Source organism: Streptomyces sp. NPDC051664 (assembly GCF_044453545.1).
In the GTDB taxonomy this organism is placed as follows: Bacteria; Actinomycetota; Actinomycetes; order Streptomycetales; family Streptomycetaceae; genus Streptomyces.
Map to the genome: position 1 here is coordinate 148,727 of NZ_JBITCU010000003.1, position 22,407 is coordinate 171,133.

General features: G+C 70.4%; 22 protein-coding genes. 16 read left to right on the forward strand and 6 right to left on the reverse strand.

Annotated features, from left to right (window positions below; translation table 11 throughout):
* The first annotated feature begins 16 nt into the window (after positions 1 to 16).
* From ACIA8E_RS06765 to ACIA8E_RS06780, 4 genes are all read left to right on the forward strand, one after another.
* Positions 17 to 3,259: a S41 family peptidase gene (locus tag ACIA8E_RS06765; protein ID WP_399295272.1), complete on the forward strand. Its 3,243-nt coding sequence runs from the start codon at positions 17 to 19 to the stop codon at positions 3,257 to 3,259.
* 128 nt (positions 3,260 to 3,387) lie between these two features.
* Positions 3,388 to 3,747, forward strand: coding sequence for a histidine triad nucleotide-binding protein (locus ACIA8E_RS06770; RefSeq protein ID WP_326630482.1), 360 nt, complete (start codon positions 3,388 to 3,390; stop codon positions 3,745 to 3,747).
* A gap of 14 nt (positions 3,748 to 3,761) precedes the next feature.
* Positions 3,762 to 4,676, forward strand: a complete 915-nt coding sequence (locus ACIA8E_RS06775; RefSeq protein WP_399295274.1) for a ribonuclease Z — start codon at positions 3,762 to 3,764, stop codon at positions 4,674 to 4,676.
* A 35-nt stretch (positions 4,677 to 4,711) separates the two neighbouring features.
* The gene (locus tag ACIA8E_RS06780) at positions 4,712 to 5,704 is read left to right on the forward strand and encodes an adenosine deaminase (protein WP_399295276.1); all 993 of its coding nucleotides are present in this window, start codon (positions 4,712 to 4,714) and stop codon (positions 5,702 to 5,704) included.
* Here the strand turns inward: ACIA8E_RS06780 and ACIA8E_RS06785 are convergent.
* The gene (locus ACIA8E_RS06785) at positions 5,668 to 7,026 is read right to left on the reverse strand and encodes an MFS transporter (RefSeq protein ID WP_399295278.1); all 1,359 of its coding nucleotides are present in this window, start codon (positions 7,024 to 7,026) and stop codon (positions 5,668 to 5,670) included. The genes ACIA8E_RS06780 and ACIA8E_RS06785 overlap by 37 nt on opposite strands.
* Before the next feature lie 330 nt (positions 7,027 to 7,356).
* On the opposite strand from ACIA8E_RS06785, the gene ACIA8E_RS06790 reads away from it, so the two are divergent.
* The 7 genes from ACIA8E_RS06790 (at position 7,357) to era (ending at position 13,325) form a co-directional block, all read left to right on the forward strand.
* The gene (locus tag ACIA8E_RS06790) at positions 7,357 to 8,460 is read left to right on the forward strand and encodes a PfkB family carbohydrate kinase (RefSeq protein WP_399295280.1); all 1,104 of its coding nucleotides are present in this window, start codon (positions 7,357 to 7,359) and stop codon (positions 8,458 to 8,460) included.
* A gap of 148 nt (positions 8,461 to 8,608) precedes the next feature.
* Positions 8,609 to 9,625 carry a PhoH family protein gene (locus ACIA8E_RS06795; RefSeq protein WP_399295282.1) on the forward strand — a complete coding sequence of 339 codons (1,017 nt, stop codon included), beginning with the start codon at positions 8,609 to 8,611 and terminating at the stop codon, positions 9,623 to 9,625.
* 12 nt (positions 9,626 to 9,637) lie between these two features.
* Entirely contained in the window at positions 9,638 to 10,135 is a 498-nt protein-coding gene (gene ybeY / locus ACIA8E_RS06800) for an rRNA maturation RNase YbeY (RefSeq protein WP_399295284.1), read from the forward strand.
* A complete protein-coding gene (locus ACIA8E_RS06805) occupies positions 10,132 to 11,424 on the forward strand; it encodes a hemolysin family protein (RefSeq protein ID WP_399295286.1) in 1,293 nt (430 codons plus the stop codon). The genes ybeY and ACIA8E_RS06805 overlap by 4 nt, the downstream gene beginning before the upstream one ends.
* The gene (locus tag ACIA8E_RS06810; protein ID WP_399295287.1) at positions 11,421 to 11,774 is read left to right on the forward strand and encodes an MmcQ/YjbR family DNA-binding protein; all 354 of its coding nucleotides are present in this window, start codon (positions 11,421 to 11,423) and stop codon (positions 11,772 to 11,774) included. Before ACIA8E_RS06805 ends, ACIA8E_RS06810 begins: the two co-directional genes overlap by 4 nt.
* A gap of 53 nt (positions 11,775 to 11,827) precedes the next feature.
* Complete coding sequence (locus ACIA8E_RS06815) at positions 11,828 to 12,181, forward strand: cytidine deaminase (RefSeq protein WP_267005264.1); 354 nt, start codon at positions 11,828 to 11,830, stop codon at positions 12,179 to 12,181.
* 169 nt (positions 12,182 to 12,350) lie between these two features.
* Positions 12,351 to 13,325 carry a GTPase Era gene (gene era, locus ACIA8E_RS06820; RefSeq protein ID WP_313937205.1) on the forward strand — a complete coding sequence of 325 codons (975 nt, stop codon included), beginning with the start codon at positions 12,351 to 12,353 and terminating at the stop codon, positions 13,323 to 13,325.
* A 23-nt stretch (positions 13,326 to 13,348) separates the two neighbouring features.
* Here era and ACIA8E_RS06825 read toward each other — a convergent pair whose 3' ends face one another.
* The gene (locus ACIA8E_RS06825) at positions 13,349 to 13,615 is read right to left on the reverse strand and encodes a protealysin inhibitor emfourin (protein ID WP_399295290.1); all 267 of its coding nucleotides are present in this window, start codon (positions 13,613 to 13,615) and stop codon (positions 13,349 to 13,351) included.
* A gap of 109 nt (positions 13,616 to 13,724) precedes the next feature.
* Positions 13,725 to 14,798, reverse strand: a complete 1,074-nt coding sequence (locus ACIA8E_RS06830) for a M4 family metallopeptidase (RefSeq protein WP_399295292.1) — start codon at positions 14,796 to 14,798, stop codon at positions 13,725 to 13,727.
* Positions 14,799 to 15,091: 293 nt separating this feature from the next.
* On the opposite strand from ACIA8E_RS06830, the gene leuA reads away from it, so the two are divergent.
* From leuA to ACIA8E_RS06855, 5 genes are all read left to right on the forward strand, one after another.
* Positions 15,092 to 16,879 (forward strand): 2-isopropylmalate synthase, encoded by a 1,788-nt coding sequence (gene leuA, locus ACIA8E_RS06835; protein WP_399295294.1) that lies wholly within the window; start codon positions 15,092 to 15,094, stop codon positions 16,877 to 16,879.
* A 209-nt stretch (positions 16,880 to 17,088) separates the two neighbouring features.
* Positions 17,089 to 17,766, forward strand: coding sequence for a TerB family tellurite resistance protein (locus ACIA8E_RS06840; protein WP_399295296.1), 678 nt, complete (start codon positions 17,089 to 17,091; stop codon positions 17,764 to 17,766).
* A 164-nt stretch (positions 17,767 to 17,930) separates the two neighbouring features.
* Positions 17,931 to 18,677, forward strand: coding sequence for a DNA repair protein RecO (gene recO, locus ACIA8E_RS06845; RefSeq protein WP_399295298.1), 747 nt, complete (start codon positions 17,931 to 17,933; stop codon positions 18,675 to 18,677).
* Positions 18,678 to 18,711: 34 nt separating this feature from the next.
* Positions 18,712 to 19,539: an isoprenyl transferase gene (locus ACIA8E_RS06850; protein WP_383928597.1), complete on the forward strand. Its 828-nt coding sequence runs from the start codon at positions 18,712 to 18,714 to the stop codon at positions 19,537 to 19,539.
* Positions 19,540 to 19,584: 45 nt separating this feature from the next.
* Positions 19,585 to 20,136 (forward strand): YcxB family protein, encoded by a 552-nt coding sequence (locus tag ACIA8E_RS06855; RefSeq protein ID WP_399295300.1) that lies wholly within the window; start codon positions 19,585 to 19,587, stop codon positions 20,134 to 20,136.
* 34 nt (positions 20,137 to 20,170) lie between these two features.
* Here ACIA8E_RS06855 and ACIA8E_RS06860 read toward each other — a convergent pair whose 3' ends face one another.
* From ACIA8E_RS06860 to ACIA8E_RS06870, 3 genes are all read right to left on the reverse strand, one after another.
* Positions 20,171 to 20,611 carry a Fur family transcriptional regulator gene (locus ACIA8E_RS06860; protein ID WP_030921032.1) on the reverse strand — a complete coding sequence of 147 codons (441 nt, stop codon included), beginning with the start codon at positions 20,609 to 20,611 and terminating at the stop codon, positions 20,171 to 20,173.
* A 65-nt stretch (positions 20,612 to 20,676) separates the two neighbouring features.
* Positions 20,677 to 21,588 (reverse strand): metal ABC transporter permease, encoded by a 912-nt coding sequence (locus ACIA8E_RS06865; protein ID WP_399295302.1) that lies wholly within the window; start codon positions 21,586 to 21,588, stop codon positions 20,677 to 20,679.
* On the reverse strand, positions 21,588 to 22,370 hold the full coding sequence (locus ACIA8E_RS06870; RefSeq protein ID WP_326603652.1) for a metal ABC transporter ATP-binding protein: 783 nt from the start codon (positions 22,368 to 22,370) through the stop codon (positions 21,588 to 21,590). Before ACIA8E_RS06870 ends, ACIA8E_RS06865 begins: the two co-directional genes overlap by 1 nt.
* Between the last annotated feature and the right edge of the window lie 37 nt (positions 22,371 to 22,407).

A 22,407-nucleotide genomic window follows, 5' to 3' on the forward strand; every position in this document is an offset into this window, starting at 1 on the left:
GCCTAGGGTGATCGATGTGACACAGCCTGCCTATCTCCGGTACCCCCATGTCCAGGGCGAATTGATCGCCTTCACCGCTGAGGACGACGTCTGGCTGGCGCCGCTCGACGGCGGCCGGGCCTGGCGGGTCAGCGCCGACAACCGGCCCGTCAGCCAGCCGCGCATATCGCCCGACGGCACCCACGTCGCCTGGACATCCACCCGGGACGGTGCCCCCGAGGTGCACCTCGCGCCCGTCGACGGCGGCCCCTCGAAGCGGCTGACCTACTGGGGCGACGCCCGGACGTCCGTACGCGGCTGGACCCCCGAGGGCGACGTCCTGGTCATCAGCACCCAGGGGCAGGTGTCGCTGCGCCGCAGCTGGGCCCGGGCCGTCCCGGTCGACGGCGGGCCCGCCCGGACCCTGCCGTACGGACCGGTCGGCTCCCTCGCGTACGGACCCGGCGGACGGGTCCTGCTGCTCTCTGCCACCATGGGGCGCGAGGCCGCCACCTGGAAGCGCTACCGGGGCGGCACGGCGGGCAAGTTGTGGCTCGCGCAATCACCCGGGGAAGGTCAGGGGCCGGACGGCGTCGCGGACTTCGTACGGATCCACAAGGGCCTCGACGGCAACATCGAATGCCCGATGTGGGTCGGCGACCGTCTCGCCTTCCTCTCCGACCACGAAGGCGTCGGCGCGCTCTACTCCTCGCTCCCCGACGGCTCCGACCTGCGCCGGCACACCGAGGCCGACGGCTTCTACGCCCGCCACGCAACGACCGACGGCACCCGCGTCAGCTATGCCTCGGCCGGTGAGCTGTGGCTGCTCGACGACCTCGAAGGCGCCGGACCCCGCCGTCTCGACATCCGCCTCGGCGGCCAGCGCGCCGACCTCCAGCCGCACCCCGTGCACGCCGGGAGCCACCTCGACTCGGCGTCCCCGGACCGTACCGGCCGCGGCAGCGCCGTCGGGACGCGCGGGGCCGTCCACTGGGTCACCCACCGCGAGGGCCCGGCCCGCGCGCTGGCCGTCGAACCCGGGGTGCGGGCCAGACTGCCCCGTACCTTCCAGGCCGACGGCGATCAGCACGTCGTCTGGGTCACCGACGCGGAGGGCGACGACGCCCTCGAGTGCGCACCCGCCACCGGGATCGCTCCTGGCACCGCACCGCGCCGGCTGGCCGCCGGCCGGCTCGGCAGGGTGCTCGACCTGGCGGCGGCCCCCGACGGCAGCCGGTTCGCCGTCGCCTCGCACGACGGCCGGATCCTGATCGTCGAGCGGGAGAGGGGCGAGGTCCACGAGGTCGACCGCAGTGAACACGGCGACGCCTCCGGGCTCGTCTTCTCGCCCGACTCCGCATGGCTCGCCTGGTCCCACCCCGGGCCCGAGCCGCTGAGCCAGCTCAAGCTCGCGCACCTCGCCGACCTGTCGGTCGCCGAGGCCACGCCGCTGCGTTTCCGGGACTACGCCCCCGCGTTCACCGTCGACGGCAAGCACCTCGCCTTCCTCTCCGAGCGGGCCTTCGACCCGGTCTACGACGCGCACGTCTTCGACCTGGCCTTCGTCGGCGCCTGCCGCCCGCACCTGCTGACGCTCGCCGCCACCACACCCTCCCCGTTCGGGCCGCAGCGCCACGGCCGCCCGACCGAGAAGGAGAAGAGCTCCGGCGACGGCGACCAGGACAACCCCACCGCGGTGCCCGTCACCCGGATCGACCTCGAAGGGCTCGCCGACCGGATCGTGGCGCTGCCCGTCGAGGCCGCCCGCTACTCCTCGCTGCGCGCGGCGAAGGACGGACTGCTGTGGCTGCGGCACCCGGTGACGGGCGTGCTCGGAACGGCAGGGGCGACGCCGGACTCCCGGGGGCCGGACACCGTCCTGGAGCGGTACGACCTGGAGAAGCTGCACAGCGACGAACTCGCCTCCGACGTCAGCCGGTTCGCCGTCAGCGGCGACGGCAGGCGGCTGGTCCTGCACACCCGGGGCAAGCTGCGCGTCGTGCCCGCCGACAGCCGTGTCCCGGCGGGCTCCGACGACGACCACGACGGCGGCAGCGACACCGTCGACCTCTCCCGGATCCGCCGGACCGTCGAACCGGCCGCCGAGTGGCGCCAGATGTACGACGAGGCCGGCCGCATCATGCGCGACAACTTCTGGCGGCCCGACATGGGAGGCGTCGACTGGGACGGGGTCCTCGACCGCTACCGGCCGGTGCTGGCGCGCGTCGCCACCCATGACGACCTCGTCGACCTGCTCTGGGAGGTGCAGGGGGAGCTCGGCACCTCGCATGCGTATGTGACGCCGTCGGGCGGCCGGCACGACGACACGAGCCGGCAGGGGCTGCTCGGGGCCGACATCTCCCGTACGGACGACGGCTATTGGCGCATCGACCGGATCCTGCCCTCCGAGACGTCCGACCCGGCAGCCCGCTCGCCGCTCGCCGCGCCCGGCGTCGCGGTCCGCGCCGGGGACGCGATCCTTGCCGTCGACGGGCAGGAGATCGACCCCCGGACCGGACCCGGACCGCTGCTCACCGGCTCGGCGGGCAAGCCGGTCGAGCTGACAGTCGAGCCGGCGGACGGCGGCAACCTGCGCCATGTCGTCGTCGTGCCCACCGCGGACGAGGAGGCGCTGCGGTACCACGCGTGGGTGGCGGACCGGCGGGCGTACGTGCACGAGCAGTCCGGCGGTCGTCTCGGCTACCTCCACGTGCCCGACATGGTCGGCTCCGGCTGGGCCCAGCTGCACCGGGACCTGCGGGTCGAAGTGGCCCGTGAAGGGCTGGTGGTGGACGTACGCGAGAACCGGGGCGGCCACACGTCGCAGCTGGTCGTGGAGAAGCTGGCCCGCCGCATCGTCGGCTGGGACCTGCCGCGCGGCATGCAGCCGTACAGCTACCCCGGGGACGCGCCGCGCGGTCCGGTGGTGGCCGTGGCGAACGAGTTCTCAGGCTCGGACGGCGACATCGTGAACGCGGCGATCAAGGCGCTCGGGATCGGGCCGGTGGTCGGTACGCGGACGTGGGGCGGTGTGGTGGGCATCGACAGCCGGTACCGGCTGGTCGACGGCACGCTGGTCACACAGCCCAAGTACGCGTTCTGGCTGGAGGGGTACGGCTGGGGTGTGGAGAACCACGGGGTGGATCCCGATGTGGAGGTCGTGATGACGCCGCAGGACCATGCGGTGGGGCGGGATCCGCAGTTGGACGCGGCGATCCGGATCGCGCTCGAGGGGCTCGCGGAAAGCCCGGCGAAGACGGCACCGGGTCTGCCGGGGTAGGAGGAGGGGCTCGTTCCCCTGCACGCACGTTCTCGAAGCCGGGGCTCCGCCCCGGCTTCGAGAACGTGGCAACCACGCCCGATAACATGCCCGTGTACGGATCAACCACGCGACCGAGGAGCCCGGCCATGGCGGGAGAACCGCAGCCCGACTGCCTGTTCTGCAAGATCGTCTCGGGAGACGTCCCGGCAACCATCGTCCGCGAGACCGAGACGACCGTCGCCTTCCGCGACATCAACCCCCAGGCCCCCACCCACATCCTCGTCATCCCGCGCGTCCACCACCGCGACGCCGCCACCCTCGCCGCCGCCGAACCGCAGATCGCCGCCGACATACTGCGCGAGGCCGGGCACGTCGCCGCCGACGAGAAGATCACCGACACCGGTTACCGGGTCGTCTTCAACACCGGCGCCGGTGCCGGGCAGACCGTCTTCCACGCGCACGCCCACATCCTGGGCGGCCGCGGAATGCAGTGGCCTCCCGGATAACAGGCCGCCGCACCATGTCCGTACGAGAACTCGTCGTCCTCGGCACCGCCAGCCAGGTCCCCACCCGGCACCGCAACCACAACGGCTATCTGCTGCGCTGGGACGGCGAGGGCATCCTCTTCGATCCGGGCGAGGGCACCCAGCGCCAGATGCTGCGGGCCGGGGTCGCCGCGCACGACATCAACCGGATCTGCATCACGCACTTCCACGGCGACCACTCGCTCGGCCTGGCCGGGGTGATCCAGCGGATCAACCTCGACCAGGTACCGCACCCCGTCACCGCGCACTACCCGGCGAGCGGCCGGCACTTCTTCGAGCGGCTGCGGTACGCGACCGCCTACCGCGAGTCCGTCCAGCTGACCGAGGCCCCGGTCGCCGCCGACGGGATCCTCGCCGAGACGGACGCGTACACCCTGCACAGCCACAGGCTCTCGCACCCCGTCGAGTCGTACGGCTACCGGCTCGTCGAGCCCGACCGGCTGCGCATGCTCCCCGAGCGGCTCGCCGAGCACGGGATCAGCGGGCCGGATGTCGGACGGATCCAGCGCGAGGGCTCGCTGGGGGGCGTAGGACTCGACGAGGTCTCCGAGCGCAGGCGCGGACAGCGCTTCGCGTTCATCATGGACACGAGGCTCTGCGACGGCGTGTACGCGCTCGCCGAGGGGTGCGACATGCTGGTCATCGAGTCGACCTTCCTCGACGAGGACGAACGTCTCGCCACCGACCACGGTCATCTCACCGCCGGACAGGCGGCCCGGGTGGCCCGGGAGGCGGGCGTACGGCATCTCGTACTCACGCACTTCTCACAGCGGTACACGGACCCGGATGTCTTCGCCACCCAGGCACGCGCCGCCGGGTTCGAGGGCGAACTGACCATCGCCCAGGACCTGATAAGCGTTCCCGTCCCCACCCGCCATCAGCAGCACTGACAGCAACAGCGACACCATTCGTTAGCGAGAAACCCGTGCAACTCCCCAAGGCCGAACTCCACCTCCACATCGAAGGAACCCTCGAACCCGAGCTGGCCTTCGTCCTCGCCGCGCGCAACGGCGTGGAGCTGCCGTACGCGAACACCGAAGAGCTGCGCACCGCCTATCTCTTCGACGATCTGCAGACCTTCCTCGACCTGTACTACGCGCTGATGGCCGTCCTGCGCACGGAGCAGGACTTCGAGGAACTGGCCGACGCCTATCTCACCCGCGCCGCCGCCCAGGGCGTGCGCCACGCGGAGATCTTCTTCGACCCGCAGGCGCACACCGCCCGTGGCGTCCCGATCGGCACCGTCGTCGAAGGACTCGGCCGGGCGCTCGACCGCAGCGAGGAGAAGCACGGCATCTCCACCCAGCTGATCATGTGCTTCCTGCGCGACCAGTCCGCTGCGTCGGCCCTGGAGACCCTCGACGCCGCGAAGCCCTATCTGCACCGGATCAGCGCCGTCGGCCTCGACTCGGCGGAGGTCGGGCATCCGCCCGTGAAGTTCCGTGAGGTGTACGAGGCGGCCGAGGCGCTCGGGCTGCGGAAGGTCGCACACGCCGGCGAGGAGGGCCCGCCCGAGTACATCCGGGAGGCGCTCGACATCCTCGGGGTCGAGCGCATCGATCACGGGCTGCGCTGCATGGAGGACCCGGAGCTGGTGAAGCGGCTCGTCGCCGAGCGGGTGCCGCTCACACTCTGCCCGCTGTCCAACGTGCGGCTGCGCGCCGTCGACACCCTGGAGGACCACCCGCTGCGGGCCATGCTGGACGCCGGGCTGGTCTGCACGGTGAACTCCGACGACCCCGCCTACTTCGGCGGATACGTCGGAGACACCTTCCACGCCGTCCATGAGGCGCTCGGCCTGGAGCGTGAGCAGCTGCGCACGCTGGCCCGCAACTCCTTCGAGGCGGCCTTCCTCGACCACGACGAGGAGCGCAGGTCGCGCTATCTGTCGGAGGTCGAGGCGTACGCGTTCGACTGACCGCTCGCACCCGACGGACCGGCCGTCCGGAACGCGTTCCTGCCGAGGCGCCTGCGGCGCAGTGCGGGCACGCTGATCTCCGTGACGGCCTGTTCGGGCGATCCCATCTTCGGCACCGCACCGGACAGCGTGCCGGTGGTGGCGGCGAGCAGGGCCGCGGGAGCACCGCCCCGGCGGCGGACCGAACCGGGCACCAGCGGACGGCCACCGGTGTGCAGGGCGACGGCTGTGACCGGGGCGGCGACCAGCAGCGTCACGGCGCCCAGGATCAGGCCCATCACCGGATAGCCGGCCACCTCGGACAGCACACTGCCGAGGACCGGGCCGCAGGCCACGCCGACGGACGACGCGGAGCCCGCAAGGACCGCCCAGCGTCCGCGTACGTCCAGGGCCGCGGCCAGACCGATCAGATACGACAGGACCACCGGGTAGACGGTGTTCCACGTGATCTCGCCGGCGGCGAACGAACCGAGGCCGCCAGCCGACGAGCTGAGCACGATGCTGGCCGCGATGATCATCGTCCCGAGACCGATCGGTACGGCCCGGCCGAGCCGTGCGCCCAGCACCCCGGCACCCATCACACCGAGCAGCCCTGCGCCGAGCGCGGCGGCGAACACCGCGCCGACGGTGACCTCGGAGAGCCCGGCCTGGACCACACCGATCCGACTGCTGACCCCCCACAGCGCGTTCTGTGCCATGGACCAGACGAGCATGCCGCCCGCCAGCACCAGACCGGAGCGGCGGTGCGGCAGCCGCCCGGAGGCGGGCGTGCCGGCACCGGTGGCCGCCGAGCCGCCGAGCCGTGCGGTGGCGGGCCAGACGAGCAGGGCGACCAGAGCGATCGAGGCGAACGGCAGCCGGTGGCCGCCGCCCAGGTGCGGGATCGTCAGATAGAGGACGCCCGCGGTCGCGGAGACGCTGAGCAGTCCTAGGGACGAGGTGCGGTGCGGATCGCGCTGCGCGGCGATGCCGGCCGCGGCCACCGCCGTCGCCGTACCGGAGCCGAAGCCGCCGATCATCGCGCCCATGACCACCAGCGGAACGGAGGCCGTCAGCGCGGCGCAGCCGTACCCCGCCACGGCCAGGAGCAGCCCGATCCGTGCCGGTCTGCGTAGTCCGTACGCCTCGACCCGGCCGGCCAGCGAGAACCCGGCGCCGGCCGAACTCAGCAGCAGGGCGCTGCCGACCAGACCGGCCTGGGCCGCGCTGAGGCCCAGATGGGTGGAGAGCCTGGCGACGAGGGTGGGGAGCAGATAGGCGGCGAGGTAACCGGCGGTGAACACGGCGACCAGGGGCCACGCGGGGCGCGGGCGCGAGGACATGGGAGTTCCTGAAGACATGCCGAAGAAGGCAGGGGAGGGCGATGCGGGAAAATGCGAGGGGAAGCGGCGCACCCGTCGGTGACGCCGACGGCGATGCTCGCGCGCCAATTTGTATCAAGTGCGCACAGCCGACCGAAAGGCACCATCGTGTGATCTGGGTCACATTTGCGTTTATAGTCTCACGGGCCGGGTAGCAGCGTATGTTTACGCGGGTCAGTGTGCGTATGCGCATGCCGGCCGTACGCCCTCCCGGCGCGGCGGCGCGGGCCCTCCGGATGCGTGCGCGTATCGGGCACACTGGCGGGATCTGCCACGACCGGGGAGTGCAAGGTGAGCACAGACAATCCAGGCATCGACCCACTGGACGGACTGCGCGCCCCGCAGGACCCGGCCTGCGATGTGTTCCTCACCGGCACGGTCTTCCTCGACATCGTCTTCACCGGCCTGGACAGCGCTCCGGTGCGCGGTACCGAGTCCTGGGCGCGCGGCATGGGCTCCAGCCCCGGCGGGGTCGCCAACATGGCCACCGCACTCGCCAGACTCGGACTGCACACCTCGCTCGCAGCGGCATTCGGTGACGACCACTACGGGGAGTACTGCTGGGACGCCCTCGAGCAGGGCGAGGGCATCGACCTGTCGATGTCGCACACCGTCCGCGGCTGGCATTCGCCGGTGACCGTGTCGATGGCGTACGAGGGCGAGCGGACGATGGTCTCGCACGGCCATGAGGCCCCGCCGCCCGCCACCCGGGCGAACCGGACGTTCCCGCACTGCCCGCCGCGCGCCCGCGCCGCCGTCGCCTCACTGGCTCCCGGCCGCAGCGAACCGTGGGTGGCCATCGCGGCCCGGCAGGGCGCCCGGATCTTCGCCGATGTCGGCTGGGACGAGACCGGCCGGTGGGACCTGGACGCGCTGCCCGACCTGGAGCACTGCCAGGCCTTTCTGCCCAATGCGGAGGAGGCGATGCGCTACACCCGCACCGACTGCCCGCGCGCCGCCGCCCGCGCCCTGGCCGAGCGGGTGCCGCTCGCCGTCGTCACGCTCGGTGCGGAGGGCGCGTACGCGGTGGACGCGGCGACCGGCGTCACCGCCGAGGTGCCCGCGATCGAGGTCGAGGCGCTCGATCCGACCGGGGCGGGCGACGTCTTCGTCGCCGGTTTCGTCACCGGCACCCTGGCGGACTGGCCGCTGGCCGACCGGCTGGCCTTCGCCGGCCTGACCGCGGCACTCTCCGTGCAGGAGTTCGGCGGGTCCCTGTCGGCGCCGGGCTGGGCGGAGATCGCCGCCTGGTGGCAGCGGGTCCGCACCTGCGACGGCCAGGATCCGGCGGCGCTGCAGCGGTACGCGTTCCTGGAGCACCTGCTGCCCGCGGCCGCCCGGGCCTGGCCGCTGCGCCGGGCCGTGCCCACGATCGGCTTCCGCAGACCGGCGTGACACAGAGGGATGCGCGCACGCGTGTTCGTCATGCGTACGAAAAAGCCCTCGGTGTTGTCGGTGCGGAGTCGTACGCTTGGTAATCCAGAGGTTGTCGAGCAGCGAGAACCCTGCAACGGGAGGTATGTGCAGGCCCGAGGGCCGGCCCATGACTCAGACACCCACACAGCCGCAGGCGCGTGCCCAGATCAGGATCCCGGCCGCACACCCCATGGTGATGCTCCTGGGATCGGGTGACTCGCTGCTGCGCGTGATCGAAACGGCGTTCCCGGCCGCCGATATCCATGTCCGGGGCAATGAGATCAGCGCCATCGGGGACGCGGCCGATGTCGCCCTGATCCAGCGCTTGTTCGACGAGATGATGCTCGTGCTCCGCACCGGGCAGCCGATGACGGAGGACGCAGTGGAACGCTCGATCGCCATGCTCCGGGCGAGCAGCAACGGTCAGGGGGAGCCGCAGGGCGAGACTCCCGCCGAGGTGCTCACCCAGAACATCCTTTCCAGCCGCGGTCGCACGATCCGCCCCAAGACGCTCAACCAGAAGCGGTACGTGGACGCGATCGACAAGCACACGATCGTCTTCGGTATCGGACCCGCCGGCACCGGCAAGACCTACCTCGCCATGGCGAAGGCGGTCCAGGCCCTGCAGTCCAAGCAGGTCAGCCGGATCATCCTGACCCGGCCCGCCGTCGAAGCGGGGGAGCGACTCGGCTTCCTGCCCGGCACGCTCTTCGACAAGATCGACCCGTATCTGCGCCCGCTCTACGACGCGCTGCACGACATGCTCGACGCCGACTCGATCCCGCGGCTGATGGCGGCGGGCACGATCGAGGTGGCTCCGCTGGCGTACATGCGCGGCCGCACGCTCAATGACGCGTTCATCATTCTCGACGAGGCGCAGAACACCAGCGCCGAGCAGATGAAGATGTTCCTGACCCGCCTCGGCTTCGACTCGAAGATCGTCGTCACCGGTGACGTCACCCAGGTGGACCTGCCGAACGGCACGAAGAGCGGGCTGCGTCAGGTCCAGGACATCCTCGACGGTGTCCAGGACGTGCACTTCTCCCGGCTCACCTCCCAGGATGTCGTCCGGCACAAGCTGGTCGGCCGTATCGTCGACGCGTACGAGAAGTACGACAACCGAGACAGCCACAACGGGAAGTAGTCGCAGCGCACCATGTCGATCGACGTCAACAACGAGTCCGGAACCGAGGTCGACGAGCAGGCGATCCTCGACATCGCCCGCTACGCGCTCGCACGGATGCGGATCCACCCGCTCTCCGAACTCTCGGTGATCGTGGTGGACACCGACGCCATGGAGCAGCTCCACATCCAGTGGATGGACCTGCCGGGTCCGACGGATGTCATGTCCTTCCCGATGGACGAACTGCGTCCGCCGGCCAAGGACGACGAGGAGCCCCCGCAGGGCCTCCTCGGTGACATCGTGCTCTGCCCCGAGGTGGCGAAGAAGCAGGGCGAGGACGCGGAGACCCAGCACTCCATGGACGAGGAGCTCCAGCTCCTCACCGTCCACGGAGTGCTGCATCTCCTCGGGTACGACCATGAGGAGCCGGACGAGAAGGCCGAGATGTTCGGTCTCCAGGCGGCGATCGTCGACAGCTGGCGCGCCGAGCACGGCCTGACCGGTCCGTCACCCGCCCCGACCGTGTCGTGAGCGTCCCCCTCATCACCGGAGCCGTCCTGCTGATCGTCGTCGGCTGGCTGGCGGCCTGCGCCGAGGCGGGCATCGCCCGGATGTCGAGCTTCCGGGCCGCCGAGGCCGTCCGGTCCGGGCGGCGCGGCAGCGACAAGCTGGAACAGGTCGCGGCCGACCCGACCCGCTATCTCAATGTCGCCCTGCTGGTGCGGGTCGCCTGCGAGATGGCGGCCGGGGTGCTCGTCACGTACGCCTGCCTGAAGGAGTTCGCGGAGACCTGGGAGGCGCTGGCCGTCGCGATGGGCGTGATGGTCCTCGTCTCCTATGTCGCCATCGGCGTCTCGCCGCGGACCATCGGCCGGCAGCACCCGCTGAACACGGCGACGGCCGCGGCGTACGTCCTGCTGCCACTGGCCAGGATCATGGGCCCGATCCCACAACTGCTGATCCTGCTGGGCAACGCGCTCACACCCGGCAAGGGTTTCCGCAAGGGCCCGTTCGCGAGCGAGGCCGAACTGCGGGCGATGGTCGACCTCGCCGAGCAGGAGTCGCTGATCGAGGACGAGGAGCGGCGCATGGTGCACTCCGTCTTCGAGCTCGGCGACACGCTCGTACGCGAGGTGATGGTGCCGCGGACGGACCTGGTCTGCATCGAGCGGTACAAGACGATCCGGCAGGCGCTGACCCTGGCCCTGCGCTCCGGGTTCTCGCGGATCCCGGTCACCGGGGAGAACGAGGACGACATCGTCGGGATCGTCTACCTCAAGGACCTCGTCCGCAAGACGCACATCAACCGGGAGTCGGAAGCCGATCTGGTCTCCACGGCGATGCGGCCGGCCGCGTTCGTGCCGGACACGAAGAACGCCGGCGATCTGCTGCGCGAGATGCAGCAGGAGCGCAGCCATGTCGCCGTCGTCATCGACGAGTACGGCGGTACGGCGGGGATCGTCACGATCGAGGACATCCTCGAGGAGATCGTCGGCGAGATCACCGACGAGTACGACCGCGAACTGCCGCCCGTCCAGGTGCTGGAGAACGACTGCTTCCGGGTGACCGCCCGGCTCGACATCGGCGACCTCGGAGACCTGTTCGACCTCGACGAGTACGACGACGAGGACGTGGAAACAGTCGGCGGGCTGCTCGCGAAGGCACTGGGCCGGGTGCCGATCGCCGGGGCGTCGGCGGTCGTCGACCTGCCCGACGGGCGTCGGCTGCGGCTGACGGCGGAGTCTCCGGCGGGGCGCCGGAACAAGATCGTCACGGTGCTGGTGGAGCCGGTGGGGCCGGAGGAGGCGAAGGCGGAATGACTCCGCAGGAGCTGAGGGCGTTCTGCCTGGAGTTCAACGCGAGCGTCGAGGAGTTTCCGTTCGGACCGGAGACCTCGGTGTTCAAGGTGCTCGGCAAGATGTTCGCGCTCAGCACGCTGGACGCGCGGCCGCTGACGGTCAACCTGAAGTGCGATCCGGATGACGCGGTGCGGTTGCGGGAGGAGTATGCGGCGATCGTGCCGGGCTGGCACATGAACAAACGGCACTGGAACACGGTGACGGTGTCCGCGGTGCCGGGACGGTTGCTGCGGGAGCTGATCGAGGACTCGTACGACTTGGTGGTGGCGGGGCTGCCTCGGGCGGAACGGTTGCGGCTGGACCGGGCGTAGCCCTCTGCGGGGGCGGAGCGGGGAACAAGTCACCCGCTTCGTATGCTCGGCACATGACTGAGAGCACCGACCTCGGCCCCGAGGACCGCAAGATCGTCACGCTGGCGCGCAGTGCCCGCGCCCGCAACGGTGTGCCGGAGGGCGCGGCCGTACGGGACGAGACCGGGCGTACGTATGTCGCGGGGACCGTGCAGCTGGAGTCGCTGAGGCTCAGTGCGCTGCAGACCGCCGTCGCGATGGCGGTGGCCAGCGGAGCGACCTCCCTGGAGGCGGCCGCGATCGTCTCCGAGGCCGAGGCCCCGTCGGACGCGGACCGTGCGGCGGTACGGGACCTGGGCGGGCCGGCGACCCCGGTGCTGCTGGCCGGGCCGGACGGTGTGCTCCGGCTCAGCGTGACGGCCGGCTGACGGCGGGCCGTGACGCTGAGCGCACCCGGCCGCGGGTCCCGGGAACCGGAAGGAGCCGGGCCGTCATCCCGTATCGGGGCCCGTCGGAGCCGCACCCGTACGGCCCGGACGACGCCCGGGAAGCCATGTGGCGGCCCGCTGTGCGGCAGGGCCGCCCGGATCGGGGACAATGGGCGCCATGAGCGCTCGACCTAACCCAGAAGCTGCTGCGCAGCAGGCTGAGAACAACGCCCCCCACCGGGCCGGCTTCGCCTGCTTCGTGGGCCGCCCCAACGCGGGCAAGTCCACCCTTACGAACGCTCTGGTCGGCCAGAAGGTGGCGATCACCTCCAACCGGCCCCAGACCACCCGGCACACGGTGCGCGGCATCGTGCACCGCGAGGATGCGCAGCTGATCCTGGTCGACACCCCCGGCCTCCACAAGCCGCGCACCCTGCTGGGCGAACGGCTCAACGACGTCGTGCGCACCACCTGGGCCGAGGTCGACGTCATCGGCTTCTGCCTGCCCGCCGACCAGAAGCTCGGCCCCGGCGACAAGTTCATCGTCAAGGAACTCGCGGGCATCAAGAAGACCCCGAAGATCGCGATCATTACCAAGACCGACCTGGTCGACTCCAAGCTGCTCGCCGAACAGCTGCTCGCCGTCTCCCGCCTCGGCGAGGAGCTCGGCTTCGAGTGGGCCGAGATCATCCCGGTCTCCGCCGTGAAGGACAGCCAGGTCGACCTGCTCGCCGACCTGATCGCCCCGCTGCTCCCCGAGAGCCCGCCGCTGTACCCGGAGGGCGACCTCACCGACGAGCCCGAGATGGTCATGGTCGCGGAGCTGATCCGGGAGGCCGCGCTCGAGGGCGTACGCGACGAGCTGCCGCACTCCATCGCGGTCGTCGTCGAGGAGATGCTGCCGCGCGAGGACCGTCCCGCGGACAGGCCGCTGCTCGACATCCACGCGAACGTCTACATCGAGCGGCCCAGCCAGAAGGGCATCATCATCGGCCCGAAGGGCAAGCGGCTGAAGGAGGTCGGTATGAAGTCCCGCAAGCACATCGAGGCGCTGCTCGGTACGCCGGTCTTCCTGGACCTTCATGTGAAGGTCGCCAAGGACTGGCAGCGCGATCCCAAGCAGCTGCGCAAGCTCGGATTCTGAGGCGGGTCAGCTGCGCACCGGTCTCACGCGCCCTCCTTGAGGACGCGTGAGACCAGTGCGCGCTGCGCGTCGGTCAGATGCGGATCCGCGCAGTGGACGGTGCGGTCGCCGACCGTGATCCGGTACCGGAAGCCGTCCGGCACCCCGGGTGGTGGGGTGCCCCGGCCGTCCGCGAGGGCGGATTCGGCCAGGGCCTCCCAGTCGGCGGCGTCGGCCAGGCCCGAGGTGTCGACCTCGCGGTGGCGTGCGATGCCGGCGAAACCGCCGGTGCGACTTACCTCGATGCGCAAGGTCCGACTCCTCTCGGGTTGCTCCCCGGGCTCTGCCCCGGACTTCGCTCCTCAATCCCCCCATGGCCTCAAAGGCATCGGGGAGATGTGAGGGGGCTTGCTCTCGGGGCTACGCAGACGGCACGCCGACCTCCGACCAGGCCTTCCGTACCGCCTCCAGTTCGTCGCCCTCGCCGTAGCGGTCCTTCGCCGCCTCGACCGTCAGGCGGGCGAAGTCCGAGAAGTCCGCGTCCCCGGCCAGTCCGTCGCCCGTGAGCACGTCGAACCAGAGCCGGCCCGCCCGCTCCCACGCGTTGCCGCCGAGCGCCGTGGCCAGCAGGTAGAAGGCGCGGTTCGGGATGCCGGAGTTCAGATGTACACCGCCGTTGTCCTCGGTGGTGTGGATGTAGTCCTCCATCGACGCGGGCTGCGGGTCCTTGCCGAGCACGTCGTCGTCGTACGCCGTTCCCGGCGCCTTCATCGAGCGCAGGGCCTCCCCCTGGACCCGGGGGGCCAGCAGCCCGGCGCCGATCAGCCAGTCGGCCTGGTCCGCGGTCTGGCCCAGCGAGTACTGCTTGACCAGGGAGCCGAAGACGTCGGACATCGACTCGTTGAGCGCGCCGGACTGGCCGAAATAGCTCAGGTTGGCCGTGTACTGGGTGAGGCCGTGCGTCAGTTCGTGGCCGATCACATCGATGGCGACGGTGAAGTCGAGGAAGATCTCCCCGTCCCCGTCGCCGAAGACCATCTGCTCGCCGTCGAAGAACGCGTTGTTGTATTGCTCGTCGTAGTGCACGGAGCCGATCAGCGGCAGCCCGTTGCCGTCGATCGAACGGCGGCCGTACGCCGTGAGCAGCAGTTCGAAGGTGGCGCCGAGCCCCGCGTACGCACGGTTGACGCTCGCGTCCTGCGTCGGCTGCTCCCCCTCGGAGCGGACCTTGAAGCCCGGCAGCTGCGTGCCGTGCCGGCAGTCGTACAGGATGCGCTCGGGCTTGTCGGACTCCGTCCCCGTCGCCACGGTGGGCACGGAGGGGACGAGGGTGGTCATCTGGCGGCGGGTGCGCCGGGCGGCGTCGCCCTCCAGGGTGCGGCGGGCCGGACCGGAGAGACCGGGGTCGTCGGCCTGTGACAGCTTGTCGAGAACATGGGGCGGCACGATCGTGCAGAAGACGGGGTGGAACCCGTGCTGAGGTCGAGGCTGCATGGATCCGACTGTGACATCGCGTCACCGTCATGTCACTGGTTGCCATCAGGATTGACGAAATGGAGTGACTGATCACTCTTTACCCGTTACCGGCACCCGGTCCCGCATACTGATACGGACCGACGTCCCAGGCTCCCCTCGGTTAGTCTCGTTGCATCATGCGTTACGGGCTGCTTCTTCTTAGCTGCCGCGGCGAGGGCCTGTAGTCGTAGGCCGACCCCCTCCCCGCGGAGTCTGGTGCTGCAGCGACACAGTCGGCCGTCCCATTGCTGGACCCCGAGGAGCCGTACGCCATGACCGCCGTGAATCCCGCCTGGACGTCTGCCGAGAACTCCGTAGGCCGCCCCACGCCGATCACCAACGCCACCGCGCTGCAGAAGCCGTCCGGGATGCCGATCCACAAGTACGGCCGGTACGAGGCCGTCGAAATCCCCGACCGCACCTGGCCGGACAACCGGATCACCGTGGCGCCCCGCTGGCTGTCCACCGATCTGCGTGACGGCAACCAGGCGCTGATCGACCCGATGTCGCCGGCCCGCAAGCGCGAGATGTTCGACCTGCTCGTGCGCATGGGCTACAAGGAGATCGAGGTCGGTTTCCCGTCCTCCGGCGAGACCGACTTCGCGTTCGTCCGCTCCATCATCGAAGAGGGTGCGATCCCCGAGGACGTGACGATCTCCGTCCTCACCCAGGCCCGCGAGGAGCTGATCGAGCGAACTGTTGAATCACTGGTCGGTGCGCGACGCGCCACCGTGCACCTGTACAACGCCACCGCCCCCACCTTCCGCCGCGTGGTCTTCCGCGGTTCGAAGGAGGAGGTCAAGCAGATCGCGGTGGACGGCACCCGGCTGGTCATGGAGTACGCGGAGAAGATCCTCGACGACGAGACGATCTTCGGCTACCAGTACAGTCCGGAGATCTTCACCGACACCGAGCTGGACTTCGCCCTGGAGGTCTGCGAGGCCGTCTGTGACGTCTGGCAGCCCGAGGAGGGCCGCGAGATCATCCTCAACCTGCCCGCCACCGTGGAGCGTTCGACGCCGTCCACGCACGCGGACCGGTTCGAGTGGATGTCGCGCAACCTGTCGCGCCGCGAGCACATCTGCCTGTCGGTCCACCCGCACAACGACCGCGGCACCGCCGTCGCCGCCGCCGAACTGGCCATCATGGCCGGCGCGGACCGGATCGAGGGCTGTCTGTTCGGCCAGGGCGAGCGCACCGGCAACGTCGACCTGGTGACGCTGGGTATGAACCTGTTCTCGCAGGGTGTCGACCCGCAGATCGACTTCTCGCAGATCGACGAGATCCGCCGCACCAGCGAGTACTGCAATCAGATGGAGGTCCACCCGCGCCACCCCTACGCGGGCGACCTGGTCTACACCGCCTTCTCCGGCTCCCACCAGGACGCCATCAAGAAGGGCTTCGACGCCATGGAGGCCGACGCGGCCGCCCAGGGCAAGACCGTCGACGAGATCGAGTGGGCGGTGCCGTACCTGCCGATCGACCCGAAGGACGTCGGCCGCTCGTACGAGGCCGTCATCCGGGTCAACTCGCAGTCCGGCAAGGGCGGAATCGCCTACGTCCTGAAGAACGACCACAAGCTGGACCTGCCGCGCCGGATGCAGATCGAGTTCTCCCGGATCATTCAGGCCAAGACCGATGCCGAGGGCGGCGAGGTCACGCCGACGCAGATCTGGTCCACGTTCCAGGACGAGTACCTGCCCAACCCGGAGAACGCCTGGGGCCGCGTACAGATCCGCTCGGGTCAGACGACGACCGGTTCCGACGGCCGGGACACGATCACCGTCGACGCGACCGTGGACGGCGCGGACACCGTGCTGACCGGTTCCGGCAACGGTCCGATCTCCGCGTTCTTCGAAGCGCTGCAGGCCATCGGCATCGACGCCCGTCTGCTGGACTACACCGAGCACACGATGAGCGAGGGTGCGAGCGCCCAGGCCGCCTCGTACATCGAGTGCGCGATCGACGGAAAGGTCCTGTGGGGCATCGGCATCGACGCCAACACCACGCGGGCCTCGCTGAAGGCGGTCGTCTCCGCGGTCAACCGCGCGACCCGCTGACCCGGCGCCCGAAAGGGCGCACCAGGCGCATGATCGCCGAACCCCGTCCACCCGGTTCCCGGGGGCGGGGTTCGGCCATCTCCCGACGGTTGTGACGACAGAGGTGCTGACGCCACATCGTGACTGTGGTTAACATCACGTCGACACGGCAATGTTGCCGGAGCGTTACGGAGGTGTGCGACGTGCGGTCAGCCCTGGGACAACGCGCCATGAAGCTGCGTATCTGCGGCATCCGCACCATCTGGGACGCCGTCGCCGACGGCGAGTTCTTCTGCCCCGGCTGCGGCGGCGACCGCAACTACCGCCGTCTCACCGGCCGTCGGCGCTTCACCGTGCTCGGCGTGCCGCTGCTGCGCCGGGGCACCGTGGGCCCCGTCGTCGAATGCGCCGCCTGCCGCACGCACTTCGCCACCGACGCGCTCGACCACCCCACCACCACCCGGTTCTCCGCGATGCTCCGGGACGCCGTCCACACCGTCGCCCTCGGCGTCCTCGCCGCCGGTGGCACCACCTCGCGTACGGTCCTGGAGACCGCGGTGGCCACCGTGCGCAGCGCCGGGTTCGACGACTGCACGGAGGAGCAGCTCTCCACCGTCGTCGAGGTGCTCGCCGCCGACATCGGCCACGGCTCCGCCTTCGACGCCGCGGCCGAGGCGTGCGGCGCCGCCCTGGCCATCGAGCTCCACGAGGCGCTGGAACCTCTCGCCCCGCATCTGGCGCCCGCCGGACGTGAATCGATCCTGCTGCAGGGTGCCAGGATCGCGCTCGCCGACGGCCCGTACAGCCAGGCCGAGCGCGAGGTGCTGACCACGGTCGGTGCGGCGCTGCAGCTCTGCGCGGACGACACCGCCCGGCTGCTCGCCGCGGCGGCGCGTACCCCGTCCTAGCGCCTGTTCCCCGTGCCCCGGCGCGCCCCCGCCCCGGTCGAACGCTCCATGTGCGCCGGGCGTGACTCCCGCGGCGTGATCGGGCTCCCTCGCCGGCGGAAGCCGAACCGTACGGTCTTCGGGGGCGGGCCCGCTCGGGTGCGTGCGTACAGGACAATGGACGCATGAGCTTGTTCCGGGACGACGGCGTGGTGCTGCGCACGCAGAAACTGGGCGAGGCCGACCGGATCATCACGATCCTGACCCGCGGCCACGGCCGGGTGCGGGCCGTCGCCCGCGGTGTGCGGCGTACGAAGTCGAAGTTCGGCGCCCGCCTCGAACCGTTCTCCCATGTGGACGTGCAGTTCTTCGCGCGCGGCAGCGAACTGGTCGGCCGCGGTCTGCCGCTGTGCACCCAGAGCGAGACGATCGCGCCGTACGGGGGCGGCATCGTCACCGACTACGCCCGGTACACCGCGGGCACCGCGATGCTGGAGACCGCCGAGCGCTTCACCGACCACGAGGGCGAGCCCGCGGTTCAGCAGTATCTGCTGCTCGTCGGCGGGCTGCGCACCCTCGCCCGGGGGGAGCACGCGCCGAACCTGATCCTCGACGCCTTCCTGCTGCGTTCCCTTGCCGTCAACGGTTACGCACCCAGCTTCGAGAACTGCGCGAAGTGCGGAATGCCCGGACCGAACCGATTCTTCTCCGTCGCGGCGGGCGGTGCCATATGCGGCGACTGCCGGGTGCCCGGCAGCGTCGTACCCTCAGCAGAGGCCGTCGCCCTGCTGAGCGCGCTGCTCACCGGTGACTGGGAGACGGCCGACGCGTGCGAGGCGCGGCATGTCAGGGAGGGGAGCGGGCTGGTGTCCGCCTATCTGCACTGGCATCTGGAGCGCGGACTGCGCTCACTGCGTTACGTAGAGAAGTGACCGGCACAGCAGGCACAGGGAGACGAGACAGCTCATGGCAGTACGCGGGATCCTCGGTGGCCGTAACAGGCGTGTATACAAGACTCCCGAGCCGCACCCGTCCGGGGCCACGCCCCCGAAGATCCCCGGCGAGCTGGTGCCCAAGCACGTCGCCGTCGTGATGGACGGCAACGGCCGCTGGGCCAAGGAACGGGGCCTCCCGCGCACCGAGGGCCACAAGGTCGGCGAGGGCGTCGTCATGGACGTCCTCAAGGGCTGCATCGAGATGGGTGTCAAGAACCTTTCGCTGTACGCCTTCTCCACCGAGAACTGGAAGCGTTCGCCGGAAGAAGTGAAGTTCCTGATGAACTTCAACCGGGACGTCATCCGCCGCCGTCGCGACGAGATGGACGAACTGGGCATCCGCATCCGCTGGGTGGGCCGGATGCCGAAGCTGTGGAAGTCCGTCGTCCAGGAGCTCCAGGTCGCCCAGGAGCAGACGAAGGACAACGACAAGATGACGCTGTACTTCTGCGTCAACTACGGCGGCCGGGCCGAGATCGCCGACGCCGCGCAGCGCATTGCCGAGGACGTCGCGGCCGGAAAGCTGGACCCGGCCAAGGTCAACGAGAAGACCTTCGCGAAGTACATCTACTACCCGGACATGCCGGACGTGGACCTGTTCGTGCGCCCCAGCGGTGAACAGCGCACCTCCAACTACCTGATCTGGCAGAGCGCGTACGCCGAGATGGTCTTCCAGGACGTGCTGTGGCCGGACTTCGACCGACGCGACCTGTGGCGGGCCTGCCTGGAGTACGCCCAGCGCGACCGGCGCTTCGGCGGCGCGGTGGAAGCGTCGGAAAAAGCGGAACCGACGGTCTGACCCTGCCGGTACGATCACGGCTCATCACACCTCTGGGGAGGGGCCATGACCGAAGGACAGGAGACCGTGCACGGCGCGGTCGAGCTGAGATACCGGCCGGTGCTGCAGGACTACTCGATGGCGCTCCGCGCACGCAACCGGGTCAGTGCGGCGGGCCGGCGGCAGCGGATTCTGGGGGTGGCTGCGACGGGGTGTGCCGTCGTGGCCACCGCACTGTCCCTGGTGAGGGGCACCGACGTTCCGGTGCCCCTGCTGGCGGCGCTGCTGTTCTGCGGCCCGGTGCTGCTGCTGAGCCCGTGGCTGATGGCGCGCCAGCTGTTCCGGTTCGTGGGGCGGCAGGGCGAGTTCCGGGTACGGATCGAGGAGTCCGGTGTCACCGTCGACACCGACAACTCCAGCACGGTCGTCAGGTGGCAGGCGCAGCCGCGGTACCTGGAGACAGCAGATCTCTTCGTGATGCTCAGCGAAGACAGGAATGCCGTCGGCCTGACCGTGATGGCCAAGCGTGGCGCCCAGGACCCGGCCGATGTGGACCGCCTGCGCGAGATCTTCGACCGTCATCTGAAGCGGGCCGCATCAAGCCCCTCCGGCATGTGAGGGGCGGGGGCCCGGGGGCGGAGCCCGCAAGCGGTCACCCCGCCGTCGGGCACTCCGCGCACTCCGCACACGTACCGAAGACCTCCACCGTGTGCGCCACGTTCACGAACCCGTGCTGCGAGGCAATCGTCGCCGCCCACTGCTCCACCGCCGGCCCCTCGACCTCGACGGCCTTGCCGCAGACCCGGCACACCAGATGGTGGTGGTGCTCCCCGGTCGAGCACCGCCGGTACACGGACTCGCCGTCGGTGGTGCGCAGAACGTCCACCTCGCCCGCGTCGGCGAGGGACTGCAGGGTCCGGTAGACCGTGGTCAGCCCGACCGAGTCACCGCGGTGCTTGAGTACGTCGTGCAGCTCCTGGGCGCTGCGGAACTCGTCCACCTCGTCGAGCGCCGCGGCCACCGCGGCGCGCTGCCGGGTCGACCGGCCGCGTACCGGGGATGCGTTCGTTCCACTGATCGGCGCCGTCGCCACAGGTGCCTCCTCGTGTCGCCCGTACGTGTGTCGGGCCATTGTGCCAGTCCGCCCGCTTGCCGGGGTCAAACCCGGACGTCATCCGAGGCCGGTCGGGCAGCCGGTACATCCGGAGCCTTCCCTTCCAGGGTGCACTGCGCCGTAGCCGTTTCGCTGCGGCGGGCGCGCCGTGCGGCGAGCGGTGCGGCGAGCAGGGTCAGGGCGACGAAGACGCCGATGGCCAGCAGCACGATCGTCGCGCCGGGCGGCACGTCCTGGTAGTACGAGGTCACGGTGCCGGCCAGGGTCACCGCCGTGCCGATGACGACGGACAGCACGAACGTCACCTTGAAGGACTTCGAGATCTGCTGCGCGGCCGCGACCGGCACCACCATCAGCGCGCTGACCAGCAGCAGACCGACGACGCGCATCGCGACGGTGACGGTCACCGCCGCCGTGACCGCGATCAGCAGATTCAGTGCACGCACCGGCAGCCCGGTGACCCGGGCGAACTCCTCGTCCTGGCTGACCGCGAACAGCTGGCGACGCAGCCCCAGCGTCACCAGCAGCACGAAGGCGGCCAGCAGGAAAATCGCGGTGATGTCCTCGGACGAGACCGTCGACAGCGAGCCGAAGAGGTACGAGGTGAGGTTGGCGTTGGAGCCGGTGTCGGAGAGGTTGATCAGCAGCACACCGCCCGCCATGCCTCCGTAGAACAGCATGGCCAGCGCGATGTCGCCGCGTGTACGCCCGTACCAGCGGACCAGCTCCATGACGACGGAGCCGACGACGGCGACGGCCGTGGCCATCCAGACCGGGCTGGTGGAGAGCAGGAAGCCGAGGCCGACACCGGTCATCGCGATATGGCCGATTCCGTCGCCCATCAGGGCCTGGCGGCGCTGGACGAGGTAGATGCCGACGGCGGGGGCGATGACGCCGACGAGTACGGCGGCGAGCAGGGCCCGCTGCATGAAGGGGGGCTGGAGGAATTCCGTCATCAGGTCAGCAGTCCCGTCCGGGCGGGCTCGGAAGCCGCGTGGGGGTGTACGTGGTCGTGGCCCGGCAGCGCGTGCTGGCCCAGGGCCTTCGGGGGCGGGCCGTCGTGCATCACACAGCCGTCGCGCAGCACGATCGCGCGGTCGATGAGGGGCTCCAGGGGGCCCAGTTCGTGCAGCACGAGCAGCACGGTGGTGCCCGTGGCGACCTGCTCGCGCAGCGTCTCGGCGAGGATCTCCTGGCTGGCCAGGTCGACGCCCGCCATCGGCTCGTCCATGATCAGCAGCTCGGGTTCGGCGGCGAGCGCGCGGGCGATGAGCACGCGCTGGTGCTGCCCGCCGGAGAGGGCACTCACCGAGTCCTTGGCCCGGTCGCCGAGGCCGACGAGTTCGATGGCCCGGTCGACGGCGTCCCGGTCCGCCTTGCGCAGCGGTCCCAGCTTCGTACGGGACAGCCGCCCGGCGGAGACGACCTCGCGGATCGTGGCAGGAACGCCGCTCGCCGCCGTCGTGCGCTGCGGTACGTAGCCGATCCGCGCCCAGTTGCGGAAGCGGCGCAGGGGGGTGCCGAACAGCTCGACCGAGCCGCTGGTGAGCGGGACCTGGCCGATGACGGACCGGACGGCGGTCGACTTGCCGGAGCCGTTGGCGCCGAGCAGGGCGGCGACCTCCCCGCGGCGCACGGTGAGGTCGATGCCGCGCAGTACGGGGCGCGCGCCGAGCGTGGCCGTGGCTCCGCGCAGGGTGATCACGGGGTCGGGCTTGGTGCTTCGGGGCTCGGGCATGAGCGTCTCCGATACTGCCGTGGCGGGTGTTGCGTGG

Coding starts and splice junctions, on each gene's coding strand:
- ACIA8E_RS06770 (WP_326630482.1), top strand. CDS start 3,388: ATGGCGGGAGAACCGCAGCCCGACTGCCTGTTCTGCAAGATCGTCTCG.
- ACIA8E_RS06775 (WP_399295274.1), top strand. CDS start 3,762: ATGTCCGTACGAGAACTCGTCGTCCTCGGCACCGCCAGCCAGGTCCCC.
- ACIA8E_RS06785 (WP_399295278.1), bottom strand. CDS start 7,026: ATGTCCTCGCGCCCGCGCCCCGCGTGGCCCCTGGTCGCCGTGTTCACC.
- ACIA8E_RS06795 (WP_399295282.1), top strand. CDS start 8,609: ATGACTCAGACACCCACACAGCCGCAGGCGCGTGCCCAGATCAGGATC.
- ybeY (WP_399295284.1), top strand. CDS start 9,638: ATGTCGATCGACGTCAACAACGAGTCCGGAACCGAGGTCGACGAGCAG.
- ACIA8E_RS06810 (WP_399295287.1), top strand. CDS start 11,421: ATGACTCCGCAGGAGCTGAGGGCGTTCTGCCTGGAGTTCAACGCGAGC.
- ACIA8E_RS06815 (WP_267005264.1), top strand. CDS start 11,828: ATGACTGAGAGCACCGACCTCGGCCCCGAGGACCGCAAGATCGTCACG.
- era (WP_313937205.1), top strand. CDS start 12,351: ATGGGCGCCATGAGCGCTCGACCTAACCCAGAAGCTGCTGCGCAGCAG.
- ACIA8E_RS06830 (WP_399295292.1), bottom strand. CDS start 14,798: ATGCAGCCTCGACCTCAGCACGGGTTCCACCCCGTCTTCTGCACGATC.
- leuA (WP_399295294.1), top strand. CDS start 15,092: ATGACCGCCGTGAATCCCGCCTGGACGTCTGCCGAGAACTCCGTAGGC.
- ACIA8E_RS06840 (WP_399295296.1), top strand. CDS start 17,089: ATGAAGCTGCGTATCTGCGGCATCCGCACCATCTGGGACGCCGTCGCC.
- recO (WP_399295298.1), top strand. CDS start 17,931: ATGAGCTTGTTCCGGGACGACGGCGTGGTGCTGCGCACGCAGAAACTG.
- ACIA8E_RS06850 (WP_383928597.1), top strand. CDS start 18,712: ATGGCAGTACGCGGGATCCTCGGTGGCCGTAACAGGCGTGTATACAAG.
- ACIA8E_RS06855 (WP_399295300.1), top strand. CDS start 19,585: ATGACCGAAGGACAGGAGACCGTGCACGGCGCGGTCGAGCTGAGATAC.
- ACIA8E_RS06865 (WP_399295302.1), bottom strand. CDS start 21,588: ATGACGGAATTCCTCCAGCCCCCCTTCATGCAGCGGGCCCTGCTCGCC.
- ACIA8E_RS06870 (WP_326603652.1), bottom strand. CDS start 22,370: ATGCCCGAGCCCCGAAGCACCAAGCCCGACCCCGTGATCACCCTGCGC.